Raw genomic sequence first — 13,277 nt, 5'->3', positions numbered from 1 at the left:
ATCCTTAGAGTGTGGTTTAGGCGCGACCGAAGTCGCGCCCAAAAAGGTATTACCAGCGGTAATGAGCGAATGCTTTGTTCGCTTCTGCCATACGGTGAACGTCTTCACGTTTCTTAACAGCAGTACCTTTGTTCTCAGATGCATCCAGCATTTCGTTAGCCAGACGCTGAGCCATAGATTTTTCACCACGCTTACGCGCAGCTTCAACCAACCAACGCATCGCCAGAGCGTTACGACGTACAGGACGTACTTCTACTGGCACTTGGTAAGTTGAACCACCAACACGGCGAGATTTAACCTCTACCGCAGGGCGTACGTTTTCAAGAGCGGCTTCAAACACAGACAGGTGATCTTTACCAGAACGCTCTGACATGATGTCCAGTGCACCATAAACGATTTTTTCAGCAGTCGACTTTTTACCGTCAACCATTACGATGTTTACAAATTTTGCCAGCAGCTCTGATCCGAACTTAGGATCCGGCAGGATTTTACGCTGACCAATTACGCGACGACGTGGCATGGAAATTCTCCGTTGTCTTCTTCAGGTTTTATCCAAAACTTTTCAGTTTTTTCAAAATTACAAATTAATTAGTGTTTGGCCTTACTTAACGGATTCCATTAAGACTTAGGACGCTTCACACCGTACTTAGAACGACCTTGTTTACGGTCGTTAACGCCTGCACAGTCAAGTGCACCACGAACGGTGTGGTAACGCACACCTGGAAGGTCTTTAACACGACCACCGCGAATCAGAACAACTGAGTGCTCTTGCAGGTTGTGACCTTCACCACCGATGTATGAAGTAACTTCAAAACCGTTGGTCAGGCGAACACGACATACTTTACGCAGTGCCGAGTTAGGTTTTTTAGGAGTAGTGGTGTAAACACGAGTACATACACCACGTTTTTGCGGACACGCTTCCAGCGCAGGCACGTTGCTTTTTGCAACTTGCTTGATGCGTGGCTTGCGTACCAGCTGGTTAATAGTTGCCATTAAATAGCTCCTGATATTACTTACGTATAAGTGTGAAAAATCTATGCCCCACAAAAGTAGGGACGCGAAATTTTAGGCGTCGTCAAATGGGGTGTCAAGATTTATACAACGATCTTTGCTTTGATCGTTTTATAACCGCACCAATCCCAGACTATTACGCTAGTAGATAGACGGCTAAATCACCATTTCATTTGCGTGACATGCCGGGCTGTTAGCTCTACAAACCCTTCCATATCAATAAGTTCAAATTGTGAGGCAATTTGATGCTCGATGCCGCGGGCCATAGCGTCCTCTTGAAGCACATAAATCCTGCGCCCTGACGAAACCAGTTTTTCTTGCCACTGCCCTCCGAGGATCCCGGCGACAACCGCGTCTTCGAGCAAAAGGATCTCACTGTGTTTCTCGGAATATCGCAGACAATTCACCAGAGCAGATGAGGCATAAGGGGAAGCATTAACGGTATGAAGCATTGACGATCCTTAGAACTGGAGCACTTTGGCACATTGACCCAGTGAGGCTGAAATGTCCGTTGGGGAGACTTTTTCTACCGCAATAACAAGGGGATGGTCACTCAATCCGCGCTCTGCTAATGAGTCAGCACACACGTAGATTTCCTCCACATCGCACAGTGACAGCATTTTGAAGGTAGAAATATAGTCGCGACTCAGCACCTCATCCGGCTTTTGACCCGCCAGCAATTGCATCACACCATCACCAACAAAGAACAGGACAAGATCTTCACTGTAATTGGAAGTTGCCAACACCGCATCGAGCCCTTCCCGGCCAGACGCGCTGCCATGAGGCGCAGAAGAGAAAACAAAACCTATCTTTTTCATACCAGCACCTAGAACTGAATAACGCGGTCGGCGGTCAACAAGGCTTCTGAAAGTGCGCCAAGACCAGCTTGGGAAAAGCCGTCTGCCATATTAGAGGAGACCAGTGCATGCTGTTTGGCTTCTTCTTCACTGACCTGACCACGACGCAGTGCCGCAGCAACACAGGTTTCCAGTTCAACGCCACTTTCTTTTGACAGCAATTGCCAGGCGGCGACCAAGTCAAACTCATCATTGGCCGGCACTGTTAACGAAGAAGCGTTAGACACGCCGTCCTGGTAAAAAAACACACGCGTTAACGTGTGTCCATTTTCGGTCAGCGCTTTGGCAAAGCGATACGCGGTCAGTGATGACTGGCGTCCGTATACCGGACCATTCACGACCAGCATATAACTCAGGCTCATTTTTCGCCATCCTCACCTTTTCGCTGACGGATGTAGAGATACACCGTGTGCTTAGAGATATTAAGGCGGTCCGCTACGCGATTGATGGCGTCTTTGATATCAAAAATACCCTTGTCGAAGAGCTCCATCACAATCTGTCGGTTCTTAGTATTATTCGATACTGACTTGTCCGCATTTATCTCTTCGATAGTGCGTTCAACCGTTTGGTCCACCAGCTCATCTACGTCGCTGGCGAAGTTCACGGAAGACACGGCCTGGCGCGCTTCTTCCGTTGGCATGAAAGCTTGCAGCACTTGAGAGAACGGCGCGTCTAGGTTGATATTGATACACAAAAGGCCAACCACACGATTGTCTGCATTCCGGATAGCTACTGTGATCGATTTCATCAGGGTATTGCCTTTGGCACGCGTGAAGTAAGCACGTGAGAAGTTTCGTTCAGATCCTTCAATATCACGCAGCATACGCAGTGCCAGATCAGTAATAGGCGAACCAACCTGGCGGCCGGTGTTCTCACCATTGGCAATTTTGATAGCTGAGGTGTTCAAATCTTCCAGCGAGTGCAACACGATTTCACAGTGCTGACCAATCAGGGCTGCAAGACCATCTACCACGGCTTCATAAGATTTCAATATCACGCGATCAGTGTCAGTAAAAGGATTACTCTCGATAAAATCACTTTCGACGATCACGTCCGCACCAAAGCTGTCTGTCGATACCACAGGTTTATCTTCCTTTGTGATGGATTTCGTTTACCGCAGGCAAAGATAAACGAAAGCTACAAACTTTAAAATCTAGCGATAAGTCTAACAGACTTAGGTCAAGAAAATAGAAGAACCCCGACAAAAGCCGGGGTTCTCTTTGTAAGCAAAGGTGCAGCGTTAGGATTAACCTTTCGCTTCTTCGCCTTTACCTTTGATTTCCAACAGCTCAACTTCAAACACCAAGGTCGAGTTGGCAGGAATCGCCGGCGTGTCCTGAGAGCCGTATGCCAGCTCAGGCGGGATAACGAACTTGAATTTAGAGCCCACTGGCATCAACTGAACACCTTCAGTCCAGCCCGGGATAACGCGGTTCAGCGGGAAAGTCGCTGGCTTGTTGCGGTCGTAAGAGCTGTCGAACTGGGTACCATCAGTCAAGGTGCCTTTGTAGTGAACCACAACAGTGTCTTCAGCTGCTGGCTTGTCGCCTTCACCCATTGTTTCTACTAGGTACATCAGGCCAGAGTCTGTGGTGCTAACGCCTTCAGTCTTTGCAAACTGTGTACGGAAGTCTTCACCCGCTTTTACTGCTTCTGCTGCTTTTTCCTGTGCTTTGTCCTGAGCCAGTTGGGCAACACGCTGATCCAAGGCTTGCAGCGCCAGCTGCGCTTCTTCTTCGGTCAGCTTGGATTTGTCTGCAAATGCGTCCTGCACACCTTGCAGAACCAAGTCGTTGCTCAAAGCCAAACCCAATTCTTCTTGCTGGTCCAGATTGGCTTTCAGGTACTGCGCCAGGGACGCACCAATCGCGTATGCCGCTTTGTCATCTTCAGTGGCGAAAGTGACGGTTTCATCAGCAACAGGCGCTTCAACTTTTGCGGTTTCGTCTTTCGCTTCTTCCTGACAACCTAAAGCTAGTGCAACAGTGGCAGCCAGCAGCGACATTTTAAAAACTGATTTCATTAGTGACTCCGTTGGTATAAAACCCACATTTCTTTTATTCGCTTACGCGATAACGATGCGAAAGCCCGAAACGATCAATATACTCGACGTTATAGGGGTCCAAGATAAGGAACACAAGGGCAATGCGACAATTCGTCCGCACAATTTGCTTATTTCTGACACTGATAGCACTTTCCGGCTGCTTTCACTCTACCCATGAAGCCCAGCGCTGGACGCTGGATCCGGACGGTGTCACCAGTTTCAGCCTTAGCCGGGACGGCCGGTTCGCACTCATTGCATCCACGTCCCACGGCATTGATTTATGGGATCTAGTGCAGAACAAGAAGCTGGCCGAATTCGGCGATCAGGACCCGGACAAAAATACCGTGCTCGTCAGCCAAATCTCTGACAACAACCGCTATGCCATTACTGCCACCTCACAAAACTTTGCAGTATGGGATTTGGCATGGGGACAAGCCGAAGGTCTGTGGTCGATTTCTGACGGCGTCATCCGCGACGTTGATATCAGCAATAACGGCGAAAAAGTCCTGCTTGCCCTTTCGAATGGCAAAGCCCTTTTCGTGGACTTAGGCACTGGAAGACGCCTAGAGTTCCTTGCCCACCAAGATAAAGTGAACAGTGTGTCGCTCGCGCCCAATGGAAAATTCGCCTTGTCAGGCGGTAATGATCACAATGCCTTTTTCTGGAGCACAGAAACCGGACAAATCCTCAATGAGTTTCCTCATGAGCATCGTATTACCCGCGTAGAGTTGCACCGCACCGGTAAATTCGCTTTCTCTGCAGATGGTGATGACACCGCCATTATCTGGGATTTATCGACGGGCGAGCCGAAAACCGAGCTCAATATGTTCCACCGCCACCCCAATTTCTCAACCGCCCGTTTTTCAGATGATGGCACCAAACTGGTGACCGGCACGCCGGGACGACGGGTAGAGTTTTGGGATGTAGAAAGCGGGGACAATCTGGGTCGCTGGTTGGCGGAAGAGCAACAAAATACGCGTCCACCCAGTGCAGTCGTGTATGATGTCGCCATCGATCCAACTGGTCGCGTGATTTCCGGCACTTCCGCCGGTATCGCTCAGGCGTGGATAGCAGAGTAACTTGAGATACCAAAATGACCGAGACAGAACTGCGTCTGCAGAAACAAATTGACGATCTGGAGATCAAACAGGCTTTTCAGGAACACACGATTGAAGAGCTGAATGATGCGATCACCCAGCAGCAAAAAACCATCGACAAGATGGCAACGCAAATAACCTTTTTGGTAACCAAGCTGAAAGCGATGGAGCCGGCAAACATTGCCAGCATGTCGGAAGAGACACCACCACCGCATTATTAAACACCTCAGAAAACAAAAGGCCAGTATCTGCTGGCCTTTTGTTTTTCAATTACCGCTTATTCGACAGTCGATAGGGTTTCATCCGCAAAAATAGCCACCAACGCTTCTCCTTTCTCGTTCACCGTCGCGCGGTACATGCCCGGACAATTCAATTCGAAATTCACCTGTCCGTCAGCATCAATGGCAATGACTCCGCCTTCTCCGCCAAGGCTCAGGAAATCACCATAAATCACATCGCGGCAGGCTTGCTCTATGGATGCCTTACCGTATTGCATGCGTCCCGCAATATCGCCTGCAACCGTGCAGCGCATCAGAAGCTCGCCCATACCGGTTGCAGAAACCGCCACATTGCCGTTACGGGCATAATTCCCCCCACCGATGATTGGGGTATCACCGACTCTGCCCCAGCGCTTGTTGGTGAGTCCGCCCGTGCTGGTTGCAGCAGCCAGATTACCTTCTTGGTCGAGCGCCACTGCTCCGACTGTGCCGTGTTTCTTTTCATCTGGATAGCGGGCTTCTGACAGTGCAACGCCGCCGGTTTTTTTCATCGCTTTCAATTCTTTGTAGCGACGATCCGTGAAAAAGTAATCCTGCTCGACGTACTCGTAGCCACACTCTTTGAATGCAAAGGACTCGGCGCCCTCGCCTGCCAACATTGCATGGGGGCTTTTTTGCATCACATCACGGGCAAGTTGTACCGGGTTTTTGATATGGCGAATCAGGGTTACCGCGCCGGCTTCAAGGTTTCTGCCATCCATGACCGAAGCGTCCATCTCAACGGTTTCTTCATGGGTAAGCACCGACCCTTTGCCTGCATTGAAAAGCTCGCTGTCTTCCATCACAGTCACAGCGGCGACTGTCGCATCAACCGCCGATCCACCTCGCTCCAACAAAGCATGTCCAGCCAATACTGACTGCGCCAGTGCTTTACGATAAGCAGCTTCCAGCTCGGGCGTCATCAGACGGCGTTCAATGGTGCCAGCACCACCGTGTATGGCGATAGAAAAGGGGCGGGTCATGATGATTCCTTTCGAAGTGAGAGTGGATATCCGATGAGATTAATATGAAATTGCACAATAAAAAAGCGCCAACCGACTGATCGATTAGCGCTTTCTTTTAAGGCTTTTCAGCTAGGAACAGCTGCAGCCTAAGGCTTAGTGAGAGCCGCAGCCACCACCGCCACAACATTCGTGGTCGTCGCCTTTATCTTCGCCGCCACAGCAACCGCCTTCGTCGTCATGGTCGTGACCACCGCAGCAGCCGCCAGACTGGTGGATGTGACCGTGTGCGATTTCTTCTTCCGTCGCCGCACGCAGTTCAACCACTTCCACATTGAACGTCAGGGTTTGGCCAGCCAGCATGTGGTTACCGTCAACCACGACCTCATCGCCGTCAACATCGGTCACTTCAACTGGGATTGGACCCTGGTCAGTATCCGCCAGGAAGCGCATACCAACAACGATTTCGTCAACGCCCTGAAACACGTCAGCAGGTACGCGCTGAACCATTGCATCCAGGTATTCGCCGTACGCTTCTTCCGGCGCAACAGTCACTTCGAAAGATTCGCCAGCTTCGCGGCCTTCCAATGCATTTTCCAGACCTACGATCAGGTTGTTGTGACCTTGCAGGTACTGCAGTGGCATTTCTTTGGTTGATTCATCAACCACGATGCCGTCTTCGTTTTTCACTTGGTAAGCAATGCTTACTACCACGTCTTTAGTGATTTTCATCTTAACTCCGGAAGCGGTTCAAGGGTGTCGACACAGCGACACCTGCTCATTTCGGCGCCGATAATACAGAAATAAACTGACTTCGACTATGGGATTCGTTATTGCGGTTTAAATATCCCTATCACCTGAGCATCCTGCTGCTGCGCAACAGGCTGTTTCTCTTCCGCAGACATCGGTGAGCGCCTGTCGGTATGACCGCACTGCACGCACTCCACCACTTCCACGTGGTGTTCTTGCCACCAGCGCATTGTGTCCGTTGCACTGCATGAGGGACAGGTTGCGCCAGCGATAAATCGTTTCTTGGCCATGTACTTCCTTGCCTTGGTTCTTATTGTTAGCTATCTCGGTTCCAGCTCTGGTGCCGCTCGGTATCCCCTTTCATTTCGAGGTCGAACAGTTCTTCAAGCTCCACTCGCGCTTCTTTGGTCCGTGATGCAGCCATGGAATCTTCACTGTGGTGGGGCTGCATTTCGTGTAATCGCATTTCATCCAGTTTTCTGAAAAATGCCTCTGCGCGTTTGGCTTTATACGGGTGCATGCCCAGTGCGATCAATGTCTGTTTCCCTAAATCAAGCGCACTTAAAAAAGTTTCCCGGGAAAAACCCACCACGTCATGATCGAGTAATTGGTTTGCCTCAACACGGCTTCGGGCCCGTGCGAGCACCTTCAGATTCGGGAAATGTTGCTGACAAAGTTCGACAATTTCCATCACTTCTTCCGGCGAATCCGCGCAAACGATGATGGCCTCTGCCGTTGCCGCCCCTGCGGCCCTCAATAAATCAAGCTGGGTTGCATCCCCATAATACACCTTGTAGCCAAACTTACGCAGCAAGGCGATTTGCGAAGGATCGCGCTCCAGTATGGTCAGTTTGATCTTGTTGGCGAACAGCAATCTACCCACCACCTGACCAAAACGACCAAAGCCGGTGATGATGACGCGGGCGCCTTCATGATTAAATTGCTCCGCCGCGGGCATTTCGGCATCCGCATTTATGGTGCGGGCAAACCATTTGGATTGCAGCATCAGCAGTATCGGGGTTGTCATCATAGACAGGCTCACTACCACCAGCAGGAACGCATTGAGCTCAGGCGTCAGCAGGTTTTCACTTCGCGCTGCAGTAAACAATACAAAGGCAAATTCCCCACCCTGGCTCAGCAGTAAAGCTACGTGACTGCGGGATTTCTCGCTACCACCAAATACGTGGGCCAACCCATATATGATGGCGGCTTTCACGCCAATCAAGGCTGCGACCGCAGATAAAATTTCTAGCGGATATTCGAGCAATAACCCAAGATCTACCGCCATACCGACTGCGATGAAGAAAAGACCGAGTAACAATCCCTTAAAAGGCTCAATAGCAATTTCCAGCTCATGGCGGTATTCACTCTCCGCCAACAGTACACCCGCAAGGAAAGTACCAAGCGCCATAGAAAGCCCGAGTGACTGCATGCCAATGGCAATACCTATCACCAGCATCAGAGCCGTGACAGTGAACATCTCTTTCACGCGGCTGAGCACCACCCAACGTAGCAAAGGACGCAACAGGTAATGACCACCGACCAAGAGCACCAATATCGCTCCCAGCATGATACCCACATCCAGCCAGCTGCCACCCGCTCCACCTGCCATCGCAGGAAGCACCGCAAGCATAGGGATCACAGCGATATCTTGAAACAAGAGCACCGCAAAACCTGATTGCCCTGCTTCGCTGCGCATCAAGCGCTGTTCTTCAATAATACGCATGGCGATGGCTGTGGATGACAGCGCTAGTCCCATCCCCACAACCAATGCATCTACGCGACCAACCCCCCAGTAATAGGCGATAAGAGCAATCACTACGGTGCTGATAAAGACCTGAGAGCCACCCAAGCCAAGGATTGGCCGTCGCATCTGCAACAGCTTCTTTGGATTCAACTCAAGGCCAATCAGGAACAGCAGCAGCACCACGCCAAGCTCGGCAAAGTGCAGAATCGCTTCTACGTCTGTAATCAGGCCAAGCCCCCAGGGACCAATTACCACGCCGCCGATCAGATATCCCAACACAGAGCCAATACCAAGACGCTGGGCAAGAGGAACCGCCACGACCGCCGCGGCAAGAAATATTAGTGCATCAAGAAGGTAGTTTTGCCCCATTACACCACCTCCGATACTGGGTGACAGAGCCAGTCCGCATAGAGTTCAGCGTGGGCTTCCCTGTCTTCATCCGTCACACGGCGTGCCCAGTGTAGTACCAGCGGATCAACCCAACGCATCTGGCAAAGGAGAGCAGTCAGCTCAAACGGCTGCAACAGCTCTTCCATACTGTATTTGTTGTAACCGGTTTGGCTGAAGGCTTCCGCAGCACCGCCGGTGGTAATGACAAAGCGGCAAATCTTGCCAGCCAGCGCATTACCGCCACCGTGGGCAAAGCCTTTACCAAGCACCACATCAATCCACTCTTTTAGAAGCGAAGGACAGGAATACATTTGAAGTGGGTGTTGGAACACAATCACATCGTGTTCTAGAAGAAGCTCACGTTCATGGTGAACATCAATAATAAAGTCAGGATAGGCTGCATAGAGGTCGTGTACTTTGACATGGTCAAATTGACGGGCAGCCTCAATCATCCGTTTGTTGGCGACAGACTCGTACGGGTCTGGGTGAGCAAAGACCACCAGTACTTTAGATTTAAATAACGACGTTGTCGGGGTTCCCATTTGGCAGCAAAATCCTTTTAAGCTTTCCAACGCCCAATGTGTGGTAGAGCGAAGAGGTAACATAATATTTTTTATAATCTTTTTATCATGACACAAAACTGCCAACTCTGCGGCTTTGACGTCATCCTTCAACCATACGGTAAATCGTCCCGCATTTCACCGCTCTGCCGTGGTCCATTTTTGCGCCTCTCTTAAGTAAATCGCCGTCGTGTGATATAACAGCGCCAGTTTTTCGACCCCACATTCCTGCGGCCGGAGCCGCCAAGAGTCATGATCACTATTTCTGATATTCAGCTACTTCGTGGTGGCAAACCGCTACTTAACAATGCGTCTGCCACTATCCACCCGGGCGACAAAGTCGGTCTGGTCGGTAAAAACGGCTGCGGTAAATCGACCCTGTTTGCGTTGCTGAAAGGCGAACTGTCCCTTGATGCGGGTAGTTGTATCTTCCCAAGCGGCTGGCAAATGGCGTGGGTAGCGCAGGAAACCCCGGCGCTGGAACGTGAAGCGATTGAATATGTGATTGACGGGGACCGCGAATACCGCGCGCTGGAGCAGGCCCTTCGTGCTGCTGAAGAAGCAGATGACGGCCACAAGGTCGCCACCCTTCATGACAAAATTGATGCGGTCGGCGGCTACAGCATTCGCGCCCGCGCGGCAGAGCTGCTGGATGGTCTTGGCTTTCGTCAGGATCAGATGAGCTGGAACCTCACCCAGTTCTCCGGTGGTTGGCGTATGCGCCTGAACCTCGCACAGGCACTGCTATGTCGCTCAGACTTACTGCTGCTCGACGAACCGACCAACCACTTGGATTTGGACGCCGTGATGTGGCTGGAGAAGTGGCTGCAAAACTACCGCGGTACACTGGTACTCATTTCCCATGACCGCGATTTCCTTGACCCCGTGGTTAACCGCATCATCCATATCGAAAATGACCTGCTGAACGAATACACGGGAAATTACTCGGCGTTCGAAACCATGCGCGCAGAAAAGCTCATCCTGCAACAGGCGATGTACCAGAAGCAGCAAAAGCAAATGGCGCACATGCAGTCTTACATTGACCGCTTCCGCTATAAGGCCAGTAAAGCCCGTCAGGCGCAAAGCCGCATTAAAGCACTTGAGCGCATGGAAAAAATGCTGCCGGCACAATTTGATAACCCATTCAGTTTCGAATTCCGCGAGCCGTCTGCCCTGCCTAATCCTATTCTGATGATGGAAGAGGTTTGCGCGGGCTATGGCGACACCATGATTCTGGAAAAAATCTTCCTGAATCTGGTTCCGGGCAGCCGAATTGGTCTGCTTGGCCGTAATGGCGCGGGTAAATCAACGCTCATCAAACTGCTTTCCGGCACAGTACCCGCACAGGCTGGTGAGCTGCGTTATTCGCAGGGTGTGAAGATTGGTTACTTTGCCCAGCATCAGTTGGAAACGCTACGTGATGATGAAACGGCCATCCAGCACATGATGCGTCTGGCACCGGAAGCGACAGAGCAACAGCTTCGCGATTACCTCGGCAGCTTTGGCTTCCATGGTGATAAAGCGCTGGATGTGATTGCGCCTTTCTCTGGCGGTGAAAAAGCACGTCTGGTGCTGGCATTAATTGTCTGGCAAAAACCGAACCTGTTGCTGCTCGATGAGCCTACCAACCACCTTGATCTCGACATGCGTGCCGCACTGACGATGGCACTGCAATCGTTTGAAGGCGCCATGGTTATCGTGAGCCACGACAGATACCTGCTCCGTGCAACCACTGACGATCTGTATCTGGTGCATGACCGTAAGGTTGAGCCGTTCAATGGCGACCTGAATGATTACCATCAGTGGCTGAATGAATTGCAGCGCTCTGAGCGTCGTCAGGAACAGGCAGAAAACGCCAAACCCGCAGGTGCAAATACTCAAGCAGCACGTAAAGAACAAAAACGTCTGGAAGCAGAATTTCGCAAGCAGACTGCGCCTATCCGCAAGAAAATTGACACGCTGGATACAAAACTCGAAAAGTATTCTGCAACAATTGCTGAAGTAGAATCTCAACTGGCGGAACCTTCTATTTATGAAGCGTCCAACAAAGAGAAACTTACCGAATTGCTGCGCCAGCAGGCAGACGCGAAATCATCGCTCGAAGAGGTCGAACTGGAATGGATGGATCTTCAGGAACAACTGGAGCAAATGGAAGCGGAGTTCCAAGGCCGCTAAAACAGCAAGCCACAGCTGATGGGCTGTGGCAATTTTGTCTGCATCATTACGGACAGCAAGAGGTCAAACACGCCTGCCTTAAACTTCAGGATCAGTTCAAAGGCAATGTGAATCTCGCGCTGCTATTAGCCTGGTTGGAAGACGCCGGGTTTTCCCTTTCGGCCTCATCACTCGCTCAACTTCGCCAATCATTGGTTCAGTCAGAAACCCTGCTCACGCGCTATCGCTTGATGCGGCGCGATCTCAAACCGCAGCTCTCACGGGGGGCTTACCAGAAAATGCTTAACTATGAGCTGACATTAGAGAAGTTCCAGCAGCAGGAATTGCTCACCTGTATAAACCAGCAAGTTTGGGAAGAAAACGCCTCTTCCTCTCTGGAGATGTACTGCTCGCAGTTAGATGGGGATGCACATTACCTTTATCCCGCGTTGATGAAAGGACTTCATACCTGCTCGTCGTAAAGGACTATCGTCATCTCACAGGCTTCATCACGAAGTGGCACCAATTCAAGATACGCCGGAGAAGCGTAAAAACGTTCGACAGCTTCAACATCCCGATAGCGAAAAACGGCGGTGACATGCTCTTCCGCTTTGTCACCCCGGAAAGCCCCCACGCAATTTCCTCGAACCACCACTTCCACACCAGCTTGGTCGAGCAGCACTTTGGCCGCTAACACATACTCGCCGAATTTCTCGGCATCTTTGATGGTGGCATAAGAAAAATTAAGTACAGACATACGAGACTCCCTGCTTACAGCCAAATAAAGATTAAGCAGGATGCGGTCAGGGTTCCCATCACGCGGTTAAACACTTTCCAGCTTTTTTCTGAAGACAGCACTTTCCCCACCCAGACGCCAAAGCCCGCCCAAATAGATGTCAGAGACAAGCCTACTATGAGAAAAGTAATGACAATCACCATGGAAGATATCCAATAGTCTCCGCCCGCTAAGGTAAAGGTACCCACCGCACTCACCGCCATTGCCCACGCCTTGGGATTGACGTACTGAAATAATGCTCCTTCCATCAGGGTCATCGGCCGGCGATCGCTGGAAGCATCTTCAGAAGGTGCCCCCGACTTGGCAATGCGCCATGCCAGATAAAGCAGGTACGCGCTGGCCAGCAGCTTCATCCCTTCCTGTACCCAAGGATAGAGTTGAAACACCGCTCCCAATCCTGCTGCAACCACGCCAATTAAAGACGCAACACCAAGGGAAATACCAACAAGATGAGGCACAGTGCGTCTGAATCCAAAGTTAGCTCCCGATGCTGTCAGCATCATGTTATTCGGTCCCGGCGTCCCCGTCATGGTCGCCGCAAAAAGCGCCAGTGTTGCCAGAAAAGATAGTTCCATCATGAATTGTCTCCTTGCTCACATTGCATCGATACAATTCAAGTTAATGATTGAAATTGACCTACTCATTGTTCAAC

18 protein-coding genes are annotated in these 13,277 nt (G+C 50.8%); 4 read left to right on the top strand and 14 right to left on the bottom strand.

Features of this window, described 5'->3' with window-relative positions:
* Positions 1-49: 49 nt before the first annotated feature.
* The 7 genes from rpsG to fkpA form a co-directional block, all read right to left on the bottom strand.
* Positions 50-520, bottom strand: coding sequence for a 30S ribosomal protein S7 (gene rpsG, locus GMA8713_RS06870; protein WP_062707151.1), 471 nt, complete (start codon positions 518-520; stop codon positions 50-52).
* A gap of 98 nt (positions 521-618) precedes the next feature.
* Positions 619-993 (bottom strand): 30S ribosomal protein S12, encoded by a 375-nt coding sequence (gene rpsL, locus GMA8713_RS06865; RefSeq protein ID WP_002535163.1) that lies wholly within the window; start codon positions 991-993, stop codon positions 619-621.
* A 179-nt stretch (positions 994-1,172) separates the two neighbouring features.
* The gene (gene tusB / locus GMA8713_RS06860; RefSeq protein WP_062707149.1) at positions 1,173-1,463 is read right to left on the bottom strand and encodes a sulfurtransferase complex subunit TusB; all 291 of its coding nucleotides are present in this window, start codon (positions 1,461-1,463) and stop codon (positions 1,173-1,175) included.
* Between the two features lie 9 nt (positions 1,464-1,472).
* Positions 1,473-1,829 (bottom strand): sulfurtransferase complex subunit TusC, encoded by a 357-nt coding sequence (gene tusC, locus GMA8713_RS06855; RefSeq protein WP_062707147.1) that lies wholly within the window; start codon positions 1,827-1,829, stop codon positions 1,473-1,475.
* Between the two features lie 8 nt (positions 1,830-1,837).
* Positions 1,838-2,230, bottom strand: a complete 393-nt coding sequence (gene tusD, locus GMA8713_RS06850; RefSeq protein ID WP_062707145.1) for a sulfurtransferase complex subunit TusD — start codon at positions 2,228-2,230, stop codon at positions 1,838-1,840.
* Entirely contained in the window at positions 2,227-2,949 is a 723-nt protein-coding gene (locus GMA8713_RS06845) for a helix-turn-helix transcriptional regulator (RefSeq protein ID WP_062707143.1), read from the bottom strand. Before GMA8713_RS06845 ends, tusD begins: the two co-directional genes overlap by 4 nt.
* A gap of 165 nt (positions 2,950-3,114) precedes the next feature.
* On the bottom strand, positions 3,115-3,891 hold the full coding sequence (gene fkpA, locus GMA8713_RS06840; RefSeq protein ID WP_062707141.1) for an FKBP-type peptidyl-prolyl cis-trans isomerase: 777 nt from the start codon (positions 3,889-3,891) through the stop codon (positions 3,115-3,117).
* A 122-nt stretch (positions 3,892-4,013) separates the two neighbouring features.
* Between fkpA and GMA8713_RS06835 the strand changes: the two genes are divergently transcribed.
* Both GMA8713_RS06835 and GMA8713_RS06830 read left to right on the top strand, forming a co-directional pair.
* Positions 4,014-4,991, top strand: a complete 978-nt coding sequence (locus tag GMA8713_RS06835; protein WP_062707139.1) for a WD40 repeat domain-containing protein — start codon at positions 4,014-4,016, stop codon at positions 4,989-4,991.
* A 14-nt stretch (positions 4,992-5,005) separates the two neighbouring features.
* Positions 5,006-5,230 (top strand): SlyX family protein, encoded by a 225-nt coding sequence (locus GMA8713_RS06830; protein WP_002535174.1) that lies wholly within the window; start codon positions 5,006-5,008, stop codon positions 5,228-5,230.
* 56 nt (positions 5,231-5,286) lie between these two features.
* Here the strand turns inward: GMA8713_RS06830 and GMA8713_RS06825 are convergent, their stop codons facing one another.
* From GMA8713_RS06825 to kefG, 5 genes are all read right to left on the bottom strand, one after another.
* Complete coding sequence (locus GMA8713_RS06825; protein ID WP_062707137.1) at positions 5,287-6,249, bottom strand: isoaspartyl peptidase/L-asparaginase family protein; 963 nt, start codon at positions 6,247-6,249, stop codon at positions 5,287-5,289.
* Positions 6,250-6,384: 135 nt separating this feature from the next.
* Positions 6,385-6,960: a peptidylprolyl isomerase gene (slyD, locus tag GMA8713_RS06820; RefSeq protein ID WP_002535177.1), complete on the bottom strand. Its 576-nt coding sequence runs from the start codon at positions 6,958-6,960 to the stop codon at positions 6,385-6,387.
* Positions 6,961-7,058: 98 nt separating this feature from the next.
* Positions 7,059-7,268: a YheV family putative zinc ribbon protein gene (locus GMA8713_RS06815; RefSeq protein ID WP_002535178.1), complete on the bottom strand. Its 210-nt coding sequence runs from the start codon at positions 7,266-7,268 to the stop codon at positions 7,059-7,061.
* A gap of 26 nt (positions 7,269-7,294) precedes the next feature.
* Positions 7,295-9,094, bottom strand: a complete 1,800-nt coding sequence (gene kefB / locus GMA8713_RS06810; RefSeq protein WP_062707135.1) for a glutathione-regulated potassium-efflux system protein KefB — start codon at positions 9,092-9,094, stop codon at positions 7,295-7,297.
* Positions 9,094-9,657 carry a glutathione-regulated potassium-efflux system ancillary protein KefG gene (kefG, locus tag GMA8713_RS06805; RefSeq protein WP_062707133.1) on the bottom strand — a complete coding sequence of 188 codons (564 nt, stop codon included), beginning with the start codon at positions 9,655-9,657 and terminating at the stop codon, positions 9,094-9,096. Before kefG ends, kefB begins: the two co-directional genes overlap by 1 nt.
* A gap of 270 nt (positions 9,658-9,927) precedes the next feature.
* Here kefG and GMA8713_RS06800 point away from each other — a divergent pair, with 270 nt between their 5' ends.
* Together GMA8713_RS06800 and GMA8713_RS06795 are read left to right on the top strand one after the other, a co-directional pair.
* Positions 9,928-11,850, top strand: coding sequence for an ABC transporter ATP-binding protein (locus GMA8713_RS06800; RefSeq protein WP_062707131.1), 1,923 nt, complete (start codon positions 9,928-9,930; stop codon positions 11,848-11,850).
* The gene (locus GMA8713_RS06795; RefSeq protein WP_062707129.1) at positions 11,793-12,311 is read left to right on the top strand and encodes a TIGR02444 family protein; all 519 of its coding nucleotides are present in this window, start codon (positions 11,793-11,795) and stop codon (positions 12,309-12,311) included. Before GMA8713_RS06800 ends, GMA8713_RS06795 begins: the two co-directional genes overlap by 58 nt.
* Here GMA8713_RS06795 and GMA8713_RS06790 read toward each other — a convergent pair.
* Positions 12,293-12,586: a DUF1330 domain-containing protein gene (locus GMA8713_RS06790; RefSeq protein ID WP_046307184.1), complete on the bottom strand. Its 294-nt coding sequence runs from the start codon at positions 12,584-12,586 to the stop codon at positions 12,293-12,295. The genes GMA8713_RS06795 and GMA8713_RS06790 overlap by 19 nt on opposite strands.
* Positions 12,587-12,600: 14 nt before the next feature.
* Positions 12,601-13,203 (bottom strand): LysE family translocator, encoded by a 603-nt coding sequence (locus GMA8713_RS06785; protein WP_046307187.1) that lies wholly within the window; start codon positions 13,201-13,203, stop codon positions 12,601-12,603.
* Positions 13,204-13,277: the final 74 nt, after the last annotated feature.

The sequence above is a fragment of the Grimontia marina genome (assembly GCF_900060185.1).
Lineage (GTDB): Bacteria > Pseudomonadota > Gammaproteobacteria > Enterobacterales > Vibrionaceae > Enterovibrio > Enterovibrio marinus.
The sequence above is the reverse complement of the archived record's forward strand: the minus strand, read 5'-3'. Positions and strand labels throughout refer to the sequence as shown.

What these genes read in the sequence shown, in the direction of transcription:
- GMA8713_RS06815 (WP_002535178.1), bottom strand. Translation starts at nt 7,268, where the DNA reads ATGGCCAAGAAACGATTTATCGCTGGCGCAACCTGTCCCTCATGCAGT.
- rpsG (WP_062707151.1), bottom strand. Translation starts at nt 520, where the DNA reads ATGCCACGTCGTCGCGTAATTGGTCAGCGTAAAATCCTGCCGGATCCT.
- GMA8713_RS06800 (WP_062707131.1), top strand. Translation starts at nt 9,928, where the DNA reads ATGATCACTATTTCTGATATTCAGCTACTTCGTGGTGGCAAACCGCTA.
- GMA8713_RS06785 (WP_046307187.1), bottom strand. Translation starts at nt 13,203, where the DNA reads ATGATGGAACTATCTTTTCTGGCAACACTGGCGCTTTTTGCGGCGACC.
- GMA8713_RS06790 (WP_046307184.1), bottom strand. Translation starts at nt 12,586, where the DNA reads ATGTCTGTACTTAATTTTTCTTATGCCACCATCAAAGATGCCGAGAAA.
- kefG (WP_062707133.1), bottom strand. Translation starts at nt 9,657, where the DNA reads ATGGGAACCCCGACAACGTCGTTATTTAAATCTAAAGTACTGGTGGTC.
- tusC (WP_062707147.1), bottom strand. Translation starts at nt 1,829, where the DNA reads ATGAAAAAGATAGGTTTTGTTTTCTCTTCTGCGCCTCATGGCAGCGCG.
- fkpA (WP_062707141.1), bottom strand. Translation starts at nt 3,891, where the DNA reads ATGAAATCAGTTTTTAAAATGTCGCTGCTGGCTGCCACTGTTGCACTA.
- GMA8713_RS06830 (WP_002535174.1), top strand. Translation starts at nt 5,006, where the DNA reads ATGACCGAGACAGAACTGCGTCTGCAGAAACAAATTGACGATCTGGAG.
- GMA8713_RS06825 (WP_062707137.1), bottom strand. Translation starts at nt 6,249, where the DNA reads ATGACCCGCCCCTTTTCTATCGCCATACACGGTGGTGCTGGCACCATT.
- rpsL (WP_002535163.1), bottom strand. Translation starts at nt 993, where the DNA reads ATGGCAACTATTAACCAGCTGGTACGCAAGCCACGCATCAAGCAAGTT.
- GMA8713_RS06795 (WP_062707129.1), top strand. Translation starts at nt 11,793, where the DNA reads ATGGATGGATCTTCAGGAACAACTGGAGCAAATGGAAGCGGAGTTCCA.
- tusD (WP_062707145.1), bottom strand. Translation starts at nt 2,230, where the DNA reads ATGAGCCTGAGTTATATGCTGGTCGTGAATGGTCCGGTATACGGACGC.
- tusB (WP_062707149.1), bottom strand. Translation starts at nt 1,463, where the DNA reads ATGCTTCATACCGTTAATGCTTCCCCTTATGCCTCATCTGCTCTGGTG.
- kefB (WP_062707135.1), bottom strand. Translation starts at nt 9,094, where the DNA reads ATGGGGCAAAACTACCTTCTTGATGCACTAATATTTCTTGCCGCGGCG.
- GMA8713_RS06835 (WP_062707139.1), top strand. Translation starts at nt 4,014, where the DNA reads ATGCGACAATTCGTCCGCACAATTTGCTTATTTCTGACACTGATAGCA.
- slyD (WP_002535177.1), bottom strand. Translation starts at nt 6,960, where the DNA reads ATGAAAATCACTAAAGACGTGGTAGTAAGCATTGCTTACCAAGTGAAA.